Origin of the sequence: Psychrobacillus sp. FJAT-21963, assembly GCF_001420585.1 — a bacterium.
Taxonomy (GTDB): domain Bacteria; phylum Bacillota; class Bacilli; order Bacillales_A; family Planococcaceae; genus Psychrobacillus.
Genome location: NZ_LJIY01000017.1, coordinates 16571 through 39039, shown reverse-complemented (window position 1 = coordinate 39039; position 22469 = coordinate 16571). Strand labels below are relative to the sequence as shown.

The window sequence follows — 22469 nt, the reverse complement described above, 5'->3', positions numbered from 1 at the left end:
TTTTCTTTTTGTCTAACTTCAGTGCCTTACGCTTTTCTTATTAGTGTACCATTTTTTCTTGGAATTTAGCTGCTTCACGTGGTGAAAAAATAGACCATTCTGGAACTACATGTTTTACTTGCATGAAGATAACCGTTCGGTCGTCTCCTGGTAATGAATAAGTTTCTTCTAATTTCTTTACAAATCTTTCTGCGTTCATCGTTGGATCTTGGAGTATTTTTTGATAATACAGCTCTTGTTTGTCTATGGACGTATTGGATGAGAAGACACCATCCGATAGCATTAGCAGAATATCGCCATCTTTAATATCAACTTTTCTTGCCTCAATAGTAAAAGTAGGCAGGAAACCAAATGGCACATGCTTACTTTCAATTTTACGCATCTCATTCCCCCTTATCAAATAAGTAGACATACTACCAGCTTTCCAAGACCACAGTTCTCCTTTTTGTAAGTCGATCAATGCTAAATCTACCGTTGCATAGCTATCCGTATCATCTTGCAAACTCATCATGTAATGAAGAGTATGCATCGTTGTTTCAGGATCCATTTTTTTATTTAGGCATTCTCGCATAAACTGCATTACTCGTCTACTTTCTCTGTGTGCCTCGATATCATTCCCCATTCCATCTGATAAAATAACCGCAAGTAATCCAGGGTGTAAAGGAAATACTGCATGGGCATCTCCTGAATATATCGTATTTCTGCTGGATGATGTATAAACATCATGTGTTACTTGAAAACGTACAGAAGATTTACAGGTCATTTGAATATGCTCATATGGTTGATGAACTTCTTTCATGGACGTTATTTCAAATGGTTCTTTCCATAAGTCATAAAGTATTGGCAGTATTAATCTCTCACCAACCATTTTGGCTCTAGATTCTACCGGTAAGCAGAAAACAACCTCCATTTGCCCTACCGCAATATTTAAAACGTCAATTTGAAAAAACGGGATATTGCACTGATCAAACTTCTGTTTGATTTCTTCTTCGTGAGATGTATATAAAGTCATACTGTTATCTAAATTGTTTATAAGTTCATTCATATGGTTTCCAATATCACGTAGCTTTAAAGCGTACATTTTTTTACCGTGTTGCATTTGGTTGTTTAGTTGTTTTTTTGCCTCCCTTTCTATTAATTCTTGAATGATTTTTACTGGTTTCACACACTTATAACCGATTCTCTTTTCAATTTGTATTCTATTTTTTTTAGGTTCATTTTCCCATTGTGCCATCAGCGATGGGATTCCATTTGATTTTGCCCCCCAACATTTTTCATATTGAAAACACGACTGGCATGTTTCAAATGCCTGGTTTTGCTCTTTTTCAACAGCTCCTTTATTGTTAAATCGATCAGAAATGAAACTTGTAATGAAGTCTACGAAATGTTGGAATTCCTGTAACTGATTGTTTACTTTTTCAGTCATCCATTTCTGTCTGCGCAGAAGAATATTTGAAGTATCCGGGTAAAGTTCCTCCTTTAAAGATTTAATCCAACTGGAAGGTATAGCAAAAAACAACAATGAAGCGGTTACCAATGAACCTATATAAACACTATCTAGTGGTAAAGTTCGGTCGTATAAAATAAAGAAAAATGTAGCGCCTAGCATACTAAACGCCTGCCAAAGTCGGCCAAATGGTTTATGCAGCCCTGCTAAAAAGCCGGTAACGGCATATACCGCTATCATGCCACTGAAGCTTAGCTTTGAAATACTTAATATTGTCCCTGCTAGAACTGCAACGACGGTTGCAAGCTGAATTCCACCTACTGCAGAGGCAATTGCTATTACTAAATGAGCAAGTATTAAAGGAATCGAAACGTATCCAAAAATATACGAGGACATTCCCGTTAAGACTAATGCCCCTATTAATAAAGCAGCTCCCATTCTTTCTGCCGTCCATCTTTTATGAAGTATATCTGGCAATGGGAGAAATAATTGAAATAAAAATATAGTCATAAATAAACTCAAAAGGCCTTCATAGCCGATTGCTAACCAAACGGAACCTGGAATCTGGCCCCAATAGGACACTAACTGCCATATTACTTGTATAAAAACAACATCTAATAATACAAATAAGGGTAATGGTATCTTCCTGATCAATCTTTTTGAATGAAGTGGAAATATAAACGCTTGCATTACGTGTATGACTACTTGTCCAAGTCCTAGCGTCATACTACCAAGCAAAGCCCCTGCAATGGTCCAAGGTAAAAAACGTTTAAATCGTAAGCTTACTAATGCCCATATAGGAAGGAAGAATGGAACGGAAGCTTCAAATAATACGACTTGCGCTAGGAAGAAAGCAAGTATAAAAAAAATAAGAGCGAATGATATGGCTACTTTTCGAACTTGAATCTCTTCTAAAACCTTTCTCCACGAAAAATTTCTTTTTTGATTTTGCTCATACAATGTTTTCAAAAGTATATACCCCCTATTAAGCTATTGATGGAAGTATACCTAGATTTAGAACAAGAAGTATGTCTGTTTCTGACACCCTCTCCAAAAAAGTTTTCGACTCGTTTAGCCAATAAATAATAGGAGAAAGAAAATATTTTTTCAAGAAGTATTGACACTTTGCCCAAACGCTTGTAATATGTAATTTGTTCGTTAAATTGGCGGCGTAGCTCAGCTGGCTAGAGCGTACGGTTCATACCCGTGAGGTCGGGGGTTCGATCCCCTCTGCCGCCATATTTTTTCCATTAATCTGGCCCCTTGGTCAAGCGGTTAAGACACCGCCCTTTCACGGCGGTAACACGGGTTCGAATCCCGTAGGGGTCATCTAATAAAAAGCAGTTCCAAAAGTCGAATTTTTGGAACTGCTTTTTTTAATACAAAAAAATAAAGGAGAATGCTCGATGCATGTTGACAGACTAGAACCTATCGAAGCTGCAAAGCAATTTATCTCTTTACATCACCCTAATTGCCAAGGTGCTCTTTTAGCAGGAAGCGTAATCCGAGGGGAAACTACAAAAACTTCAGATTTGGATATTGTTGTATTTTATAACAATAGTCAAATCTCTTTTAGAGAATCTCTTCTTTTAGGTGGATGGCCAATTGAAGTTTTTGTTCATAATCTCACTTCTTATAAAACCTTTTTTGAAAGTGACTCAAAAAGAGCTAGACCTTCTTTGCCCCGCATGGTTGCAGAAGGGCTCATCTTGAAAGACAACGATATTTTAGATTCGATTAAAACCGAAGCAACAGAACTGTTAGCAAAAGGGCCAGAAATTTGGTCACCTGATACTATAAATTTAAAACGATACTTTATTACGGACGCATTAGATGATTTCATTGGAAGTACTAATAGAGCAGAAGAAATTTTTATAGCAAATACACTAGCGGAATTATTAAGTGAATTTGTGTTACGAACGAATGGAAAATGGATTGGTGCCTCTAAATGGATTGTCCGTGCATTAAAACATCATGATGAGAATTTTGCCAATCGGTTTGTTGAATCATTTGATACTTATTATAAAACTGGTGAAAAAAATAAGGTAATTCAACTTGTAGAGGATATTTTACATCCTTACGGGGGACGTTTATTTGAAGGGTTTTCTTTAGGAAAAATATAAAGAGGTTCTGTTATAATGGCCCTTCACCTCGAATTAGTTGTAAGTTTAATGGAGGACCTTGTTATATATCATTATTTAATTAGCCAATACATAGATTGAAGCGGATGGCGGCGACTCCAGCCGAAATAGCAAATGTTTTCTGCACCGAAAGCGAAGCATCAGGTGCATGAGCGAAAAGACCCTGGACTGAGCGTAGCGAAATTAATTTTTGCGACGAGCTTTGCGCAGGAGCATTGTTTTTTGCGACGAGCTTTGCGCAGGAGCAAGGGAAGCGGCTGAAGCCATGCAGGCTGAAAGCGTCCTACTAGAGCTGAAATCAACGGATTTGGCCTATTTTGAAAAAGTAGAAAGACTGTATAAACTCAAAATCTTGAGTATATACAGTCTTAGGCAATAAATTATTTTAAAGCTATTTGGTTTTTATGGTGAAGATCATGTTCCATGAAATCTGTGAAGTAACTACGTATAGTTAATTCATGGTTACCAATATAGAAAATTTTGTCCCATTCTATTTCAGCGATTTGTTCGAGTTGTTCCATAATAGCTTGCCGTTGAGTTTTTGCATAAGCAAGGGTCTCTGTAAATGTTTGTTCATGAGCACGGGCTGCGGCTTTTGCATTAAAGTCTTCGAAGTTTGGAAACGTTTCAAGCTTTGCACCTTCTTTCATATAAGGCATTCGTTCTTCTAGGGTAAATCGATCCCACTCGGCTAAATGCATCACAATTTCATTTGGCGACCACTTACCTTCTTTGTATGGTGTGTTTCCTTTTATCTCATTTAAATTCGTAAGTTCATCTAACCAATTCACATATGCTACATGTGCTTTTAAAATATACTCTTTATTCACACCTTTTCCCCCTAAAAACTTCTTTATCTAAATATATTATGCTTAAATAAGTAATCATAGGAAATATCAATAAATAGATATTCACTTTCATTCATTGGTATTGAAAATGTTCGTGTCAATTCTCCAGTGTCGATATCGCTATATACATCAGAAAATACTCCACTTTGATCATTGCGCATTTTTATAATTGTTTTTAAAAAATATGGACGCCAGCTCCAATTTTTATTAATAGCCTCTTTTTGAACAGTCCACTTCTTATCCATGCGCATAATATTAGGTGAAGTTTGGAAACCATCTTCATTACAAATATAAATACGGAAAGAATATACATCAAGTTCTTTGGCTAGCGCCAAAAGTTGCTCGCTATTATCACTTGCAGGCTTTGAATGCTGGATAGTCGTTTCTAAAAGATTTTGTAAGTTTTTCAATTCATTATAATTTTCTTCGAGCATGCGCTTTTCTATTTTAATAAACTGCTGACATTCCTTTTTAAATCTTTCCTTCAACTGATTTTTTGGAATAACCGTTGTAGCAGAATCAGACAAGTACTTTCCTTGATAATATCTTCCACCATTCTTCCAAGCAAATTGAAGCTGATGTACAGTATCAATACCTTCAAATAACATATTCGCTCCCATTTTACGAGCTAACGTACCAAGGGACGTAAATAAATCATTTTGTGCACTCCACGATTCATAACTCAATTGCTCAATATTCACTTTTAAGATATTTGGGGAGATCATCTTAATATAATCCAAATGGCTTTCGGAGCCTACCTGATTTATAGCAACCTTCATTCCGTATGTACGTAAATAGCGAAGGATATTATTAAGCTGGCTAAAATCTCCTTTAAAGTTATGCTCTGAAATTACAAGAACAATGCGGGGGAGATTTTCTTCTAAAATATACTCTTTTATAATTTCAAAATAACTTTCACCATAATCTAATATAAGTAAGTTTGCATTATATGGAAGGTAAATATCAAAATCTTTCACTTCTCCAGCAAGTTGAGAAAGTGCCAAATGCAATATTTTATGTTCCACTTCAACCCGATACTCTTCTGGAATATCTTCATCATATGCAAATGATGTTAAGTTTATTAACTTGTCATCCATTTGAAGTTTTCCGGTTACTTCATAACCAACTACAATATGCTCGTCTGCACTAAATATTGGCTGAAAATATGCTTTCAAATTATCTAAATTCGTTAGTACATCAATTGCATCCATATAAAAACCTCCTTTAACGATTGACAATCGTACTCGTTTTACCTAAGAAAACGATACTTATATATTAACAATCCATTTTAATGAAAAAAAGGTACTAGATACAATTATATTTATTAGTATAATTTTTTAGTACAAAAAAAGGTGTCAGCAATGCTGAACACCTTCTCATCTATTAAACATTTTTTCTACCGATAAAACAGACAGCTAATTATCCTCTTTTAGCGCCTCGGCCACCACGCTTAGATTCAGTTGCACGCTTTAACGTAGACAAACGATCTTCACTGTCCTTTAAGAATCTAGCCATTTTTTGTTCGAAATTTTCTTTGTTTGGACGATCGCGATCATTTGGGCGATTGTTGTTACGTGGACGCTGAGGACGTTCTGGTCTCTCTGGTCTTTCCGCTTGAGGCTTCGCTTTACGAATAGATAATCCGATTTTGCCATCCGCTTCAACATTCATCACCTTAACTTCTACAACATCTCCAACCTTCAAGTGCTCATTAATATCTTTCACATAATTATCCGCAACTTCACTAATGTGAACTAGACCTGTTGAGCCTCCTGGCAGCTCTACGAACGCTCCGAAGTTAGTGATTCCTGTTACTTTACCCTGTACCTTGCTGCCTACTTCAATTGACATAAAAAAAATGCTCCTCCTTAAAATTTAAACGACTCTTAACGTGATTGTACGATTTTTTTCATACAAACCTTATCTTTATTATAGCTAACAAAAAAAGAGTGTCAATAAGACTACTCTTTTGAAGCGTTATTTTTATATTATTTTTCTTCATTTTCAGGCAAAGTAAAAATGATTTCTCCTTCTTCTGAAAGAAAATAATCTTTTCTTAATAATTTTCCAATGTACTCATCATCATTTAATTTGGAAATTTGAAGTTTCAATATTTCTTGCTCTTCTTGTACTTTAGCTAGTTCTTCTGAAACTTGTTCTTTTTGCTGTTTTTTTTCTTCTAACGTTTTATTACTATTTATTAATGAAGTAATCAGAAACCCGACAATTAAAATGGACATCACTGTAAATGTAGCTAAACGTCTGTATAAACGAACTTTTTTTGCATGTTTACGATTTTCTTGACGTTCGATGGAACGAACATAATCGGTATTAATTGATGCAAGTCGTTTCTCTGTAGATACATTTCTTTGCTTCTCCCCCATTTCGCCCTCTCCCGTCAAACTGTTTCAATTTTTAGTGTACTTTTTATTATAACGGAAGTTTGGTTTTTTCTGAAGGGCCAAATGAATTGTTTTTTTATAAACGTATTGAAAAGGTTTAGTTATAAATAAGACTATAATAACAATCAATTGTATTATTTTGCGAATGATTGTTATGAACAAACGAATAATAAACCAAATGGGCTTAACGATTAAACTTAAAAAAATCCTTCCCGTCAATCGAAAAACTGGCTGAAAGAGTTGTTCGTATAAAAGGATTCCTACTATTTGTGCAAGTGGATCATATATTCTCCATATGCCATCTCGAACTTCATAAAGTAAGTAAAAAGTTCCCAACCCGAGAGAAATCCATATAATTATCTCTAAACCGACTCGATATTTATAAACGAAGGAACGCTTTGAAAAGCTTTCCGTTACAAAGCGCGTTCCTTCGATAATTGCACCAACTAGAATTCCACTCGCTATCATCAATAATAAGCTTAGAAATTGTAGAGAGAGTGTCATCCGAATAGTTTATGAAGTAATCCTCTTGCTCCGTCTAACTGCTGCTCTTCATCGTACTGCATAACTCGTACAATCCCATCTAATGTTAGGAGACCTTTATCTACGTCTAGGTGTACGATCTTTAAATCTTCTCCTTTAATATGGAGGATTCCTTGTGAGGTCCTTACATAAAATTCTTGTTGATCGAATCGTTCAATAGATTTAACCGATGTTAGATCCATTCTTTTACGATTTCTTAAGGAAATAACGTGGTCCCCCGATGGAATAGTAATTGTTTGATTTTCTGCTTGAAATTGCATTTATACTCTCTCCTCTCCTTGTCCTCTCTTTGTATTGTATGCACGTAAAAAAAAAGCATGACAAATGCCACGCTTTTTATTTTATAAAATTTATTTGTTTTCTATTTTTTAATCTTCATCATCAATAAATGCTGGATCTACTTTTTCTAATCTCTCTTCTTTTGTTATCGTGAACATCGATGCAGCTTCCTCTTTTTTAGCAGAATCTCTTATCGCATCAACAATAGCAGTTACTACCTTTTGACCAAATCGAATAGATAGTTCATCTCCCGCCTTTACATCGGAGCTTGCCTTCGCCACTTTTCCATTTATCGTAATTCTTCCTTGATCTGCAACCTCTTTTGCAAGTGTTCTACGCTTAATCAATCGAGAAACTTTTAAAAATTTATCTAATCTCATAACAACACTACCTCTCTAATTTCTTTGCATCTTTCCAAAAAGAATCGAGCTCTTCCAGATTATAATGAGTAAAGTCTCCTTTTCCCTTTTTAACACTCGACTCAATATATTGGAATCTCCTTTTAAACTTTTCATTTGCTTGCATGATCGCTTGCTCTGGAGATAAGCCGTAAAAACGAGCTAAATTAACGAGCGTAAACAATACATCCCCTAACTCATCCGTCTGTGTATCTATATTGCCATCTTTTAACTCTTTCTTCCATTCTTTTAGCTCTTCATCGAACTTTTCCCATGCTCCAGATACATCTGGCCAATCAAAACCAACTTTTGCTACTTTCTTTTGAAAATTATAAGAAGTAAGCAACGAAGAATCTGCACGCAATTCCCCATCTAGCAATGACTCGTTATGTTCTTTCTTCTCTTGCGCTTTAATTTGCTGCCAATTACGAAGCACATCTTCTGAATTTGTGGCGATCACATCTCCAAAAACATGGGGATGTCTGCGAATCATTTTATTGGATACTGACTCTAGTACATCCTCTAAGCTGAAATATCCATTATCTTCTCCAATTTGAGCATGTAAAAATACTTGTAATAGCACATCGCCGAGTTCCTCAACAATATGATCATCGTCTTCTTCATCTATTGCCTGTAATAATTCATACACTTCTTCTACGGCATATTTCTTTAGCGTCGTATGTGTTTGTTCCTTATCCCATGGACATCCATTAGGACCACGTAAATCAGCTACAATTTTACGTAGGGTTTGCCATTCCTTTAATCTATTTTCTTGCTGGAGTATAGGAGGTACGTATAATGTTGTTAAATTATCGAGTTCCATTACTCGATCCAGCTCGTATAAAGGCACTTTCGTTAACTTTTCCTGAGCTGAACCAGCTGCAGTGACGATAGTAACGACATATTCATCTGGATATTTTTCCATGAGCGTAAGCTTCACTTCGGAAGCGCTAAACGCATCATAAACTTGTCCGATTAATACGTGCGCATTCATTTGAATGTCGTCACGTTTTAAGCTTGTACCATCTAAAAGCTGAAATCCTTCGATAGGATCTATTCTTAACGCGCCAAAAATAGGGTCTAAAAAGCTTTGTCCACCTTCAATATTAATTTTCGCTTTGCCTTGTTGCTCCGCTTCAATAAGTAATTGTACAGTTTGTTCAGCTACTAATGGGTGTCCGGGTACTGCGTACGTAACAGGGTTAGCAATTGCTAACTGAAGTAAAGTTTTCACAATCTCCTCATAAACACCTTCAAATTGATCATTCTTTTCATAAATTTCATCGAAGCTTTTCCATGTAAGTCCTTCTGTTTTTAATTCTTGCAAAACAGGATGCTGCTCCGTACGAACATATAAATGTTCTGATGCTTTTAGCTTTTTATATATACCTAGAGGCAATTGATCTAAATCGCTTGCCCCGAGGCCAATAATGGTAATTTCATTCATCTGCTCACAACCTTACTTTTCTTTATTCAACCATAGTTGAAATGTAGCCATTCTTCGTCCAAAAGGCAATAAAAACCACTCTTTTTCTCCGATCACACGTCTTTTTGCAATGATTAGTAAGAAAATGGTTGCTCCAAGTGTTACAGCGCTAATAGAAATAACGACAGACTGTAGTCGACTGGATAAACTATCGAAGAGTATAGCATCTGCCACCCACACATACGCGGTTACACAGATTACCATCATAAGCGAAGCAATTCCAATGCCTTTATAAAAGGAAATAGAGGCAAACGAAATGTTCCAGTTCTTTTTAAAATAATAAAACATCATTAAAAATACAATCGCTAAACTAATATTTCCTGCTATTGCTGCACCAACAATCCCATAAGATGAGACAAGCATACCATTTAATAGCCATTTACAAAATACGCCAACCAGTAAAAATAAAGTAGGGATTTTTACTTTCCCACTTCCTTGAAGCATAGCCATCAACGTTAATATTAAGGACATCCATATTATTTGACATGCAAATACCATCAAAGTGAAGGACTCAGCTCTAGTTTGGAATAACATTTCATTTACATAAGGTAAAACTACAATCAACCCTAATGCTGCAGCAATTCCAAAGGTGAAAGCGACACGGTATGTTAGCTGCATGAAAGGGATAGCCGTTCTTCCCTTTTCTTTATTGATTCGATGTGCAACTAACGGAACTATCGCTAAAGATAAAGTAGAGGCAATAACAATTCCTAATTGGACTAGCGGCTGTCCTCGATCATAAATTCCTTTCATCTCCATCGCTTGTTGCTTTTCCAAGCCGCTTTCCACTAACGTTTGAAAAATAGTAAAAGAATCCACCAACTGAAAAAGTAAAAACAATAGCGCACTAATACTTGCACTAATACTAACAATGGTCAAATCCTTTACAATTGGCCAAATTGGAACTACTTGTTTCGGTTTGTTTGTATGAAGATTTCCTAATCCTCTCCAATATACATAAGAAAGAAAAACAACACCTGCTAGTTCCCCTGCCACTGCACCATACATTGCCATACTGCCAGCCTTGTATAAATCAAAACTAGTAGAAACGACAATCCATGTACCTAATAAAATGATAATCACTCGTACTGCTTGCTCGATCACTTGTGCATAAGCAACCGGCTGCATCTTGCCATCTGCTTGAAACTTTCCTTTTAACACAGCCAGCATTGGCATTAACAAAATAACATAGGAGCCCGCTTTTAATAACGGAGCTAACTGGACATCACCCATTGTACTTGCAAGAAATTCAGCTCCGGCAAATAGTAAAAGAAAAAATAGAATTGAAATGATTCCAATAAAAACGAAAGCAATTTGTATAATTCTTGGAATAGCTTCATCATTTTTGGTAGCTTTATATTCTGATAGTATTTTTGACAATGCAACGGCAAATCCAAAAGAAGTCCAAGTTGTTACAATACCAATGAACGGATAAACCTGTTGGTAAATATAAAATCCTTCATCTCCAACCAAATTTTGAAATGGAACACGATAAACAGCGCTTAATAGCTTTACAATAATCGCTGCAATCGTCAACATGGCTGCGCCCTTCATATACGTTTTCATGTTCCATTCGTTACTCATTTCCTTCATCCTTCTTCCATTCCTCAATGCAACTATTATACATGAATATAAAATAAACAGCATATCTCCAGGGAATGAGCAACACAAACAGACATGGAAAAAGGCCTTTCTCTATTAATAGAAAAAGACCTTCGATAAATTAAGTTTCCATTTGTTTTGCTAAGAAATTTGCTGCTGTTTCGACTGCTTTTAACTCTGCTTCCCCAACAAAATGGACTTTAGAAATTAAAAAGACAGCGCCTATTGGATCTCCAGATGAGATAATTGGAGCAATACAGTAGGATTTGACTGATTCAAAAACCCCTGGTACCCATTCTACTGAGTTTTCATGTTTTTCCGTAACAATAGAACGTTTACTAACGATTTCTTCTACATCTGGGCTTAGTCTTCTATTTAGATAATCTTTTTTGGATAAACCTGCCACTGCAATCATTTCGTCACGATCACTTATTAATACCGGAGTACCTAGCGTTTCGTATAATGTTTCTGCATACTCTTTTGCAAAATCCCCGAGTTCATTGATAGGTGAGTATTTTTTTAGTATTACTTCACCTTCTCTATCCGTAAAAATTTCCAGTGGATCACCTTCACGGATGCGAAGCGTTCTGCGAATTTCTTTCGGAATTACTACTCTACCTAAATCATCAATGCGTCGTACGATGCCTGTTGCTTTCATGTAATGTGCCTCACTTTCGACTGATTGGGTATTAATTTTCATTTCTGCCATAGTATGCATCACATTACCATAAAATATGCAAAGTGCTAATTCACTTCAGACTTTTCTTTTTTTGCCTCAGGCAACAACCGCATCATCTCTTCTAACACATCAAAAGGATTAAACTTCCCTGTTTTACGTTCATCGATTGTAATGACCAAATTTCGATTATCCATGTTAAATCCAATTGCACGACCATATTTCATCGACTTTTCAACAAGCATGGCACCATCAATGTTTTGTGTACCCTCGGTACTGAATCGAATAGACACAATCTTATTTACTTCTTTGATTGATTCGACTCCTACATCTTTAGCCCAAACTTTCATACGAGCAATTCGTAGCAATTTTTCTGCTTCCAGGGGAATGTCTCCAAAACGGTCTTGCAGCTCATCAACAAGGTCCATATATTCCTCTTCCTTGTCCATTGCTTTAACACGTTTATACATTTGGATTTTTTGATATCCATCTGGAATATATTCGTCAGAAATATAAGCATCTGTTGATAAAACAATTTCTAAATCTTGTATTTCTTCTTTCTTTATACCTGTTCGTTTTTCCTCAATTGCATCTTCAAGCATCTGTGTATATAAGTCGAAACCAACGGAATCAATAAACCCATGTTGTTGAGAACCTAATAGATTCCCTGCTCCCCGAATAGACAAATCACGCATTGCGATTTTAAATCCGGAGCCAAGCTCTGTAAATTCCTTAATTGCTTGTAATCTTTTTTCCGCAACATCCGTCAATACCTTATCTCGTTGATGCATTAAATAAGCATAAGCTACTCGATTCGAGCGTCCTACTCGACCACGAAGTTGATAAAGCTGCGATAATCCCATTTTATCAGCATCATGTATGATAAGCGTATTCACATTTGGTATATCAATCCCTGTTTCAATAATAGTTGTTGTTACGAGTACATCATATTCCCCTTCTAAAAAGCTAATAATGACAGACTCTAGTTCTGTTTCAGGCATTTGTCCATGCGCAAAACCTACTCTTGCAGTTGGAACTAACATTTGAATTTCATCTACTTTTCGAGTAATGTCTTCCACCCGGTTGTATAAATAAAACGCCTGTCCTCCCCTTGCTAGCTCTCTTTCTATTGCTTCACGTACAAGTGCACCGTTATATTCCATCACATACGTTTGGACCGGGAAACGATTTTTAGGCGGTGTTTCGATAACAGATAAATCCCGCACTCCAATCATTGACATATGCAATGTCCGAGGTATTGGAGTTGCAGTTAGCGTAAGTACATCTACATTTGTTTTTAATTGTTTTATCTTTTCTTTATGCTTTACTCCGAATCGCTGCTCTTCATCGACAACTAATAGCCCTAAATCTCGATACACAACGTCCTTAGAAAGAATACGATGTGTACCGACTATGACATCTACCATCCCTTTTTTTAATCCATTAATCGTCTCTGTTTGCTGTTTTTTAGTACGGAAACGGCTAAGTAAACCAACTTCAATAGGGAACTCTTGAAAACGTTCTAACATTGTCTCGTAATGCTGTTGAGCAAGAATAGTAGTTGGACATAAAAAGGCAACCTGTTTTCCTTCCATTACCGCTTTAAAGGCCGCACGTATAGCTACTTCTGTTTTTCCATAACCAACATCTCCACAAATTAGACGATCCATCGGTCGTGGTTTTTCCATATCTTTTTTTACTTCTTGTATAGAACGAAGCTGATCATCCGTTTCTTCATATGGAAAAGCAGCCTCGAAGGATTGCTGCATTTCACCGTCCGGCTCAAATGCATATCCAACTTCCGATTCACGCTTTGCATAAAGTTTTATTAACTCATCCGCAATATCTTGAACAGCTGCAGATACTTTTGATTTTGTCTTTTTCCAATCCGCTCCGCCTAGTTTATGTAGCTTCGGATCCTTCTCCCCAGAAGCAACATACTTCTGAATAAGATCGATTTGGTCCACAGGAACAAATAGCTTATCTTCTCCACGGTAGCGTATGTGTAAATAATCTTTATGAATACCATTAACTAAAAGCGTTTCTATTCCGATATATTTCCCAATCCCATGATGTATATGTACAACATTATCGCCAGGCTTTATTTCCGAATAGCTTTTAATGCGCTCTGCATTCGTTACTTTTTGTGTTCTTGCTTTTCTCTTATGTTTTTGTTTAAATAACTCAGAATCGGTAATGACAGCAATGCGTTGGAGCGGTAATTCAAAACCAGCTTCCAAATCTCCGTCCACGATAAAAATTCCGGAGTTTTTCAAATCCTCCCCAGAAGCTCCAATCTTTGAAACTATTTCGTAATCTTCTAAAACAGTATGAACCTTTTGGACACGCTCTTTACCGTCAGCTAGAATTACTACTCGAAACTTTCCTTGTGAAAAACGATCAATCTCATTTTTCAATAGATGCATTTGTCCATGAAAGTTTTGCATTGGCTTACAGGAAAAGCCGATATTTTTTTTAATCGTTATACCTGAAAACGTACGTGAAAATAATGAAAAATATAATTTTTCATTTGGAAGCATCTGAATAATCTCTTTTAAATTATAAGAAGGTTTTACATCATGAACCGTTTTACCCTCCTCTAATAGAGCTAAAAACCAATCATTTTCTTCTCTTTCAAGTGTTTCGGTAACTTCTTGAATTCTTCCAAGCTCATCAAATAAAACCATTCCATTAGAATCGAAATAATTACCTAAAAAGCTATTATGTTCATCAAGCAACGACACGTACTTCATAAATTCTTTTGGCTGCTCACCTTGTTTTAAAAGTTCGATATCATGCTGAATATTTTGATAAAACTGCTCTTTCATTTCCGCTATTTTTACTTTTTTTAGACTTTCCGCTAAAGATTCTTCCAATTTATCGGCAAGTAATTTCTTTTTATTCTCAGTTAACACATATTCAGTAGCTGGTAATATTCGAATGTCCTTTAATTTTTCTAATGAACGTTGGTCCTCTGCGGAAAATGTTCGAATAGAGTCTACCTCCGTATCAAACAACTCTATACGAATGGGGTGCTCTAAATAGAGTGGGTATATATCTACAATCCCACCTCTTAAAGCAAATTCACCAGGTGCAGTAACCATTGGTTGACGAACATAGCCCATATTTATAAGACTTTGTAATAGTGTATCTAACACTATTTCCTCGCCTTCCGATATGGAGACTGTGCTCTCTCGCCAATCCTTCACAGATGGCATATGTTTTTTTAGTCCAGCTATCGGCACAATATATACTCCATTTTTTTTCGATAACATGTGATCTAACGTTTCGATTCTTTGTGCCCGTAACTCTGGACTAGCTATGGAAATGTCTGCAGCTATAAGCTCATCCGCAGGAAATAAGCGTACTAAATCTTCTCCAACTAGTTTTACTAAATCTTCCGTTAGCTTTTGAGCATGAAGTAAATTTGGTGTAACAATAAGAATAGCTTTTTTACGTGTACTATAGAGCATTTTACAAAAAACAGCTCTCGCACTGCCAGAGAGTCCTGTTATGAGCTGCTGATCTTGGCCGCTCTCTAATTCTTTTAATAGTTTTTGTATATGTGAATCTTCCCGTAATATATTGCTTAAAAGCTCCATTTCAATCCCCCGTTTTATAAGAAAAGCGTAAGGCGCCTGTATAGCCGCGAATGCTATTACTAATGCATAATAAGAAGATTAGTATTAGACTACTTAGCGGCTGGCACCAGTAACTAGACAATTAAAAAGTAGAAAACTGTAGGTGCCTTTTATCTACCCTGATAGACAACTTCAAAACAGAAAAAGGCTTTGCACACTATACCGTGCCAAAGCAACTCTACTGTATCCACTTTTTTAATGCATAGTAATTCGGAAATTTTTGGAGAGAACTTTGACACTCTTCACAAATACACTGTACTGTGAAATCCCCCTCATTTCCAAGTTCTATATATAAATCTTTTTCTTCAGGTGTTATTTCATTTTTTTTCAAAAAATGCTCATCTATAGAGTCCAAAGGCAATTGGCCTATTTCTGTTTCACAATGTCGACATTTATATCGTATGGTCATGCCCAAAACCTCCTTTTTAGGAAGTATAGGCCTAGACGTCATAATTTATGCACCATTATAAATATTCATCACTTCTAAAAAGGTTTTTGATAGCCACGCTTCACATGCATCCGCACTTTTTTTAACTGCATGTGCCATATCTGATATTTCTTCTTCTGTGAATTTTGATAAAACATAATCAGGTACTTTCATTCCATTTTTAGGACGATCAATTCCAATACGAATTCGATTAAACTCCTGTGTACCTAAATGATGAATAAGAGATTTTATTCCATTATGACCGCCTGCACTTCCTTTTTGGCGTAAACGGAGCTTTCCTACCTGTAAATCTAAATCATCATAAATAACGACAATCTCATCATTCTCAACGTTATAATAATCCATCATTGGTACAACGCACTCTCCAGATAAATTCATATACGTCAATGGTTTCAATAGCATCACTTTTTCTGTTCCAATATGAGCAACGCCATACATACCATTAAATTTTGATTGAGTCAGTGGAGTATTTAATCGATCAGCTAATTCATCTATAACATGAAAGCCTATATTGTGTCTGGTTGCCTCGTATTGTTTACCTGGATTCCCTAAACCGATGATGATTTTCATTCGTTTTCCATTCCTTTAATTACGTATTTCATTTATTTTAACATATACATAGAGAAAAACGCAGATTCTTCTACGTTACAGACAGTTCCAGGCGGACGCGTTCCGCCGGCATGGCTTCAGCCGCTTCCCTTGCTCCTGCGCGAGCTCGTCGCAAAAAACAATGCTCCTGCGCGAGCTCGTCGCAAAAATTAATTTCGCTACGCTCAGTCCAGGGTCTTCAGCTCATGCACCTGCCGCTTCGCTTTCGGTGCAGAAAACATTTGCTATTCCGGCTGGAGTCTCCGCCTTCCACTCCAATCAACTATTATCCGCTTTTCAATAAAAAAACCAACATGCCATTAATAGAGCAAGTTTTTATTCCTTATATTTTTACAATTAGTATTTATAGAAAATCGTTGAAAAAGGCGACACTCCTGCGGGAATAGCGTTAGCTGAAGACCCCGCAGCGCAGCGAGGAGGCTAAGGCAACGCCCGCGGAAAGGGAGCCATTTCAACGATTTTCTTATTTATTGGCTAAGCAATAAAAAATGCTACCTATTGTTTTTTTCTATTTACTCAGGAAGAATAATCTTGATGTAATGAAAATGATGACAAAATAACAACGATACCAATTATCCAACAGCCTTTTGTCTTCAATCTGAAACGCAGATTCTTATGCTTTAACAACTACAGAGAAAAAGAGATTGTCTTTTTGAGACAACCTCTTTTCTTTTATAATTATTCTTCTGTTTTTGCTTCTTCAGTATCATTATTTTCTTCTGCTTCAGCATCTGTAGTCTCTGTTTCTTCCTCTTCTACGCGAGGTGCTGAGACGGTCACTAATGTATAGTCATCTTCATTTAAAATTGTATAGTTTGTTTTGTCGCGAATGTCAGCGATAGTGATGGTATCACCAATTGCCATGTTCGTTACATCCACGTCAATACTATCTGGAATATCAGAAGGTTTTACTGTAATGGTTACTTCTCTGTTAGGTTGCTGAAGCGTTCCACCCTCAGAAACTCCTACCGAGTCACCAATGATATTAACCAAGACGTTCACTTCTAACTCTTCCTTCATATTAATCGCTAAAAAGTCCGCATGAATCATATGACCTTTTAGAATATTCATTTGGTAGTCATTCAAAACTACGTTTACTTGTTTTCCGTCTACTTCTAGTTTCATGACTCCATTGCGACCAACTTCTCGAATGGTTTTAGCTAAATCCTTCTCATCTACAGCAATAGATTGTGATTCCATTTGAAAGCCATAAACTACAGCAGGGACGAAACCATTTTTCCTTAGTTGTGCATTTTCTTTATGCTCACGTTTTTTTGTTTTAACCAATGTATTCATCTATATCCATCCTCCTAAAAGTTCTTATCCTTATTAGATATATACCCATTAAGAGGATGTTTCAAACGCTGGTAAGATTAATCAAATAAAGTACTTACTGACTTCTCTTCGAAAACGCGGACGATTGCATCGCCTAATAATTTTGCAACAGACAATTCTTTAATCTTAGGTGAAGTTTTATCTTCTGCAAGTTGAATAGAATTTGTAATAACTAACTCTTTAATAACAGAGTTATCTATACGTTCGATTGCTGGTCCAGATAATACAGGGTGTGTACAGCAAGCATAAACTTCTTTTGCACCACTTTCCATCAATGCTTTAGCAGCAATAGAAATAGTTCCAGCAGTATCGATAATATCATCAATTAGAATTGCCGTTTTTCCTTCTACATTACCAACGATATTCATTACTTCAGCAACGTTCGGACGAGGACGACGCTTATCGATAATAGCGATTGGAGCTTTCAAACGGTCTGCCATTTTACGAGCACGCGTAACTCCACCGTGGTCTGGTGATACAATAACAATTTCGGATGGATCTAAGTTTTTACCTAAGAAATAGTCAGATAAAATAGGTGAAGCAACTAAATGATCAATTGGAATATCAAAGAATCCTTGTATTTGTGGAGCATGTAAATCTAGCACGATTGCGCGTGTAGCTCCAGCCGTAGTTAATAGGTTTGCAACTAACTTCGCTGTGATTGGCTCACGTGCACGTGCTTTTCTATCTTGTCGAGCATATCCATAATAAGGTAAAACCACACTAACAGTACGAGCGGAAGCACGTTTTACTGCATCAAGCATGATTAATAATTCCATAATATGCTCATTTACAGGGCCAGAAGTGGATTGAACGATAAATACGTCACAACCACGGATACTTTCATCGATATTGATTTGAACTTCTCCATCACTAAATCTAGTAACTGTACTTTTTCCTAGCGGAACCCCTACTTCTTTTGCGATTTCTTCTGCTAACTTTTTATTAGAATTTAAAGTGAATATTTTCAATTTCGAATTGTTATATTGTTCTGGCATGATAATCCTCCTGAGTAGTGGGTTAATTTTATTTTAGTTTGTTTACATAGCCTTCTTTATTTTCTTGTCTAGCTCGACCAATCGCAAGAGCTTCTCCAGGCACATCATTTGTAATAGTAGAACCAGCAGCAACATACGAATTTTTGCCAATTGTTACTGGCGCTATTAAATTGGAGTTACAGCCCACAAAGGAATCATCTTCGATTGTGGTTTTAAACTTATTTTTACCATCGTAATTCACTGTTATGGTTCCACAACCTATATTCACATTTGAACCAATAGATGCGTCTCCCATATAGCTTAGATGTGAAATTTTACTTCCATTCCCTACTGTAGACTTTTTCACTTCTACAAAGTTTCCAATCTTCACATCATTTCCAACGTCTGACTGTGGTCGGATATGTGCAAAAGGTCCGATTGAGGTATGATCGCCTACTTCGCTTGATAGAACAACCGAAGAATGAATAGTTGTTCCATTTCCAATTACACTTGAAACAATATGACTATTTGGTCCAATTGTGCAATTTTCTCCGATTATAGTCTTCCCTTCAATAATGACTCCAGGCTGAATAACAGTATCGGCACCTATTACTGCGTCGCTACTAATGTATGTATTCTGAGGATCTATGATTGTTACACCTTCACGCATATGATGATGTGCAATACGAGATCGCATAATTTGTTCTGCTTGAGAAAGGGCGATTCGATCATTTATTCCCAAAATTTCATCAAAATCTTTTGCTGCAAAAGCAGAAATTACTTCGCCTTCTTTTTGTAAAATCTCAATTACATCTGGTAAATAATATTCGCCTTGAGCATTTTCATTTTTTACTAATTTTAACGATTTAAATAATGCTTGATTATCAAAACAATATGTTCCCGAGTTAATCTCATTGACAAGTTGTTCATCTGATGTAGCATCTTTTTGTTCTACGATATTTTTAACATTTCCATCCTCTGAACGAATAATTCTTCCGTAACCAGTAGGATCATTCGCAATTGCTGTAAGAATGGTTGCTTTGGCACCTGATTGTTTATGGTGATTCAATAAGTCGCTCATTGTTTCGGCAGTAATCAGTGGAGTGTCTCCACAAATAACAATGGTTGTGCCTGAAAGGGTTGCAAGTGCTGTCTCTGCTTGTAGTACAGCATGTGCAGTTCCTAATTGTTCTGCTTGTAAGGCATATTCACTTCTATTACCTAATTCGCTTTGAACCGTTTCTGCACCGTGACCAACGACTGTTACAATCTTATCTACACCAAGTTTCTCCATGTTTTCAACAACATGTTCCACCATTGGCTTCCCACAAACAGGATGTAGCACTTTATATAGACTTGACTTCATACGAGTTCCTTTACCAGCAGCTAATACAACCGCATAAGTATTTGTCATTTTCCGTTTTCCCTCCAGTGGGCTAATTTCCTCTTTTGACTATAGCGGAAATGAAACCATTTTTCAAGGAAATATCTCTTGACAAATACATGACAAAACAAGTATTATAAATAATTTTTCTGCACAAAAAAACCATCTCATGCTAGAAATGGTTTTAGTTGATTCATATATTTTGCCTAAAAGCAGCATATTATTCACCTAATTATTAATAACTAGCTTCTGCTACCGGCTCCTCTATATCACCGCTTAAATGATAAGCGTATAACACTGCATCTTGAATTTTTGTACGAGTTCCAGAATTTATTGGATGAGCTATATCTCTAAATTCACCCTCAGGAGTTCTTTTGCTAGGCATTGCTACAAATAATCCTCCATTCCCATCAATAACTCGAATATCGTGTACAACAAACTCATTGTCCAGTGTAATGGAAGCGATAGCCCTCATACGACCATCTGATAGTACTTTACGTAATCTTACGTCTGTTACTTCCATTTTACAGCACCCCTCTTCTAATAGTAAAAAACTCTTTTATTATTATTCCACGAAACTTATAAATATCCTTCTTCTTTTATGAATCTTTTTAATATTATAAAATAATTAGATTGCTTTACTCTAAANATTGAATTTACTATAAATTGGATTTTTTATTTTCTTTTTATAATTGCCGTGCACTATTGTGATGAGGCATTTTATAAAGTAGAACTCGGATGTGCGCTTGCGCACGCTACGCATGAGCCTCCGCAGGATGAGCCGCTCCTTTACGGGGCCTCATTCTTCGCGCTCTTGCGGCCTGTAAGGCGCACCTCCTGAAAATTATGTTTATACAGCAAGAAGTTGTTCCCAGCCGCATCACGTGTCGTATGAGACAGCTAAATGTGCTTGTGCATGCAGCGGACGTGTGGCCAGGGCGAATGCTTATAGATTAGGTTTATCTATTCAAATCTTTATTAGTAATATTGAAGTTTAACAAAGTTATTTTAAATAAAAAAAGTATGCTTTCCGAAGAAGGCATACTCTATCTTTATACTACTGCTATTACTTCTATTTCAACTTTAACATCTTTTGGTAGTCTCGCTACTTCCACAGCTGAACGAGCTGGCTTATGCCCTGCAAAATGCTTTTCATATGCTTCGTTAAATTCAGCAAAATCATTCATATCTTTTAAAAACACAAGTGTTTTGACAACGTTCGATAAAGAAGAGCCTGCTTCCGTAAGTACGGCTTCCAAATTAGCAAAAACTTGTGCAGTTTGTTCCGTAATAGAGCCCTCTACTACTTCCCCTTGTGGAGTTAATGGAATTTGTCCAGAGCTATAAAACATTCCGTTTACAATTACTCCTTGAACATATGGACCAATAGCTGCTGGTGCATTAGTTGTTGATACTGCTTTCATTAAGATTTCCACCCTTCTCAAAATAGTTTCCTTCTGTTAAAGCAATTGTACCATCTTTTTCATTCACTTCATGTAACTTTATTAGAGATAAATAATCATCCACGAGTTGCTCACCCTCATGCTGCGCCTCAACTAGTACAGCAATACCCGCAAGCTCACAATTAAATTCCTCTAGCAAACTCTTCATCCCATTAATCGTTCCTCCGACTTTCATAAAGTCATCTGTGATTAATACACGCTGGCCTTTTTCCATACTTCTTTTTGAAAGGACCATCGTTTGAATACGTCTAGCTGATCCAGATACATAGTTTATACTTACCGTTGGACCTTCTGTCACCTTACTATCTCTTCGTACTACTACAACAGGAACATTTAAATGTCTTGCAATTGCATGTGCAATGGAGATACCCTTTGTAGCAACCGTCATAATGGCATCTATTTTTTCATGGGCAAAAGCAGATGCAAATATTTTTCCTACTTTATTCATGAGTGAGGGATTTCCGAGTAAATCTGTCATATACAGATACCCTCCAGGCAACAAACGTTCCGATTTGGAAAGCTGCTCCATTAACTCCGCAGTTATTTCCTTTACATCTTTACTTGTCATCGTAGGAATAAATTTTACTCCACCCGCTGCTCCAGGGACTGTAATGAGTAATCCTCTTCCTCTTTCTTCAAAAGTTTCTTTTATAATCGTTAAGTCTTCACTGATCGAGGACTTGGCAGATTGATATAAAGAAGCAAAAAACGTTAAAGGTATTAATTTATGGGGATGTTCCATTAAGTATTGCGTCATATCTACAAGTCGCTCACTTCTTTTCCACTTCAT

At 36.5% G+C, this 22469-nt stretch carries 21 protein-coding genes and 2 tRNA genes; 3 read left to right on the top strand and 20 right to left on the bottom strand.

Annotated features, from left to right (window positions below):
• Window positions 1-40 precede the first annotated feature (40 nt).
• Window positions 41-2416: a SpoIIE family protein phosphatase gene (locus AN959_RS19975; RefSeq protein ID WP_056833357.1), complete on the bottom strand. Its 2376-nt coding sequence runs from the start codon at window positions 2414-2416 to the stop codon at window positions 41-43.
• Window positions 2417-2612: 196 nt separating this feature from the next.
• Here AN959_RS19975 and AN959_RS19970 point away from each other — a divergent pair.
• The 3 genes from AN959_RS19970 (at window position 2613) to AN959_RS19960 (ending at window position 3570) form a co-directional block, all read left to right on the top strand.
• Window positions 2613-2686: transfer RNA gene (locus tag AN959_RS19970), tRNA-Met, on the top strand.
• A gap of 18 nt (window positions 2687-2704) precedes the next feature.
• A tRNA-Glu gene (locus tag AN959_RS19965) sits at window positions 2705-2776 on the top strand.
• Window positions 2777-2853: 77 nt separating this feature from the next.
• Entirely contained in the window at window positions 2854-3570 is a 717-nt protein-coding gene (locus tag AN959_RS19960) for a nucleotidyltransferase domain-containing protein (RefSeq protein ID WP_056833355.1), read from the top strand.
• 398 nt (window positions 3571-3968) lie between these two features.
• Here the strand turns inward: AN959_RS19960 and AN959_RS19955 are convergent, their stop codons facing one another.
• From AN959_RS19955 to purR, 19 genes are all read right to left on the bottom strand, one after another.
• Entirely contained in the window at window positions 3969-4418 is a 450-nt protein-coding gene (locus AN959_RS19955; protein ID WP_056833353.1) for a DinB family protein, read from the bottom strand.
• Between the two features lie 23 nt (window positions 4419-4441).
• Window positions 4442-5647 (bottom strand): EAL-associated domain-containing protein, encoded by a 1206-nt coding sequence (locus AN959_RS19950; RefSeq protein WP_053591079.1) that lies wholly within the window; start codon window positions 5645-5647, stop codon window positions 4442-4444.
• 208 nt (window positions 5648-5855) lie between these two features.
• Window positions 5856-6287, bottom strand: coding sequence for a S1 domain-containing RNA-binding protein (locus tag AN959_RS19945; RefSeq protein ID WP_053591080.1), 432 nt, complete (start codon window positions 6285-6287; stop codon window positions 5856-5858).
• 137 nt (window positions 6288-6424) lie between these two features.
• Window positions 6425-6820 carry a septum formation initiator family protein gene (locus AN959_RS19940; RefSeq protein WP_053591081.1) on the bottom strand — a complete coding sequence of 132 codons (396 nt, stop codon included), beginning with the start codon at window positions 6818-6820 and terminating at the stop codon, window positions 6425-6427.
• Window positions 6821-6844: 24 nt separating this feature from the next.
• Window positions 6845-7342 (bottom strand): spore cortex biosynthesis protein YabQ, encoded by a 498-nt coding sequence (gene yabQ / locus AN959_RS22075; RefSeq protein WP_056833351.1) that lies wholly within the window; start codon window positions 7340-7342, stop codon window positions 6845-6847.
• On the bottom strand, window positions 7339-7641 hold the full coding sequence (gene yabP, locus AN959_RS19930; RefSeq protein ID WP_053591083.1) for a sporulation protein YabP: 303 nt from the start codon (window positions 7639-7641) through the stop codon (window positions 7339-7341). The genes yabQ and yabP overlap by 4 nt, the downstream gene beginning before the upstream one ends.
• Window positions 7642-7749: 108 nt before the next feature.
• Window positions 7750-8040 carry an RNA-binding S4 domain-containing protein gene (locus AN959_RS19925; RefSeq protein ID WP_053591084.1) on the bottom strand — a complete coding sequence of 97 codons (291 nt, stop codon included), beginning with the start codon at window positions 8038-8040 and terminating at the stop codon, window positions 7750-7752.
• Window positions 8041-8047: 7 nt separating this feature from the next.
• A complete protein-coding gene (gene mazG / locus AN959_RS19920) occupies window positions 8048-9505 on the bottom strand; it encodes a nucleoside triphosphate pyrophosphohydrolase (protein ID WP_053591085.1) in 1458 nt (485 codons plus the stop codon).
• A gap of 12 nt (window positions 9506-9517) precedes the next feature.
• Window positions 9518-11128 (bottom strand): polysaccharide biosynthesis protein, encoded by a 1611-nt coding sequence (locus AN959_RS19915; RefSeq protein ID WP_056833371.1) that lies wholly within the window; start codon window positions 11126-11128, stop codon window positions 9518-9520.
• 139 nt (window positions 11129-11267) lie between these two features.
• On the bottom strand, window positions 11268-11804 hold the full coding sequence (gene spoVT, locus AN959_RS19910; protein WP_053592247.1) for a stage V sporulation protein T: 537 nt from the start codon (window positions 11802-11804) through the stop codon (window positions 11268-11270).
• Between the two features lie 86 nt (window positions 11805-11890).
• Entirely contained in the window at window positions 11891-15424 is a 3534-nt protein-coding gene (gene mfd / locus AN959_RS19905) for a transcription-repair coupling factor (protein WP_056833349.1), read from the bottom strand.
• Window positions 15425-15641: 217 nt separating this feature from the next.
• Window positions 15642-15872 carry an anti-sigma-F factor Fin gene (locus AN959_RS19900; protein ID WP_053591087.1) on the bottom strand — a complete coding sequence of 77 codons (231 nt, stop codon included), beginning with the start codon at window positions 15870-15872 and terminating at the stop codon, window positions 15642-15644.
• 45 nt (window positions 15873-15917) lie between these two features.
• Window positions 15918-16481, bottom strand: coding sequence for an aminoacyl-tRNA hydrolase (gene pth, locus AN959_RS19895; RefSeq protein ID WP_056833347.1), 564 nt, complete (start codon window positions 16479-16481; stop codon window positions 15918-15920).
• A 717-nt stretch (window positions 16482-17198) separates the two neighbouring features.
• Window positions 17199-17816 carry a 50S ribosomal protein L25/general stress protein Ctc gene (locus AN959_RS19890; protein WP_056833344.1) on the bottom strand — a complete coding sequence of 206 codons (618 nt, stop codon included), beginning with the start codon at window positions 17814-17816 and terminating at the stop codon, window positions 17199-17201.
• Window positions 17817-17893: 77 nt separating this feature from the next.
• The gene (locus AN959_RS19885; RefSeq protein WP_056833342.1) at window positions 17894-18853 is read right to left on the bottom strand and encodes a ribose-phosphate diphosphokinase; all 960 of its coding nucleotides are present in this window, start codon (window positions 18851-18853) and stop codon (window positions 17894-17896) included.
• 28 nt (window positions 18854-18881) lie between these two features.
• The gene (glmU, locus tag AN959_RS19880) at window positions 18882-20246 is read right to left on the bottom strand and encodes a bifunctional UDP-N-acetylglucosamine diphosphorylase/glucosamine-1-phosphate N-acetyltransferase GlmU (RefSeq protein ID WP_056833340.1); all 1365 of its coding nucleotides are present in this window, start codon (window positions 20244-20246) and stop codon (window positions 18882-18884) included.
• Window positions 20247-20451: 205 nt separating this feature from the next.
• Entirely contained in the window at window positions 20452-20739 is a 288-nt protein-coding gene (gene spoVG, locus AN959_RS19875; protein WP_053591092.1) for a septation regulator SpoVG, read from the bottom strand.
• Between the two features lie 529 nt (window positions 20740-21268).
• Window positions 21269-21640, bottom strand: a complete 372-nt coding sequence (locus tag AN959_RS19870; RefSeq protein WP_053591093.1) for a RidA family protein — start codon at window positions 21638-21640, stop codon at window positions 21269-21271.
• Window positions 21618-22469, bottom strand: a complete 852-nt coding sequence (gene purR / locus AN959_RS19865; RefSeq protein WP_056833338.1) for a pur operon repressor — start codon at window positions 22467-22469, stop codon at window positions 21618-21620. The genes AN959_RS19870 and purR overlap by 23 nt, the downstream gene beginning before the upstream one ends.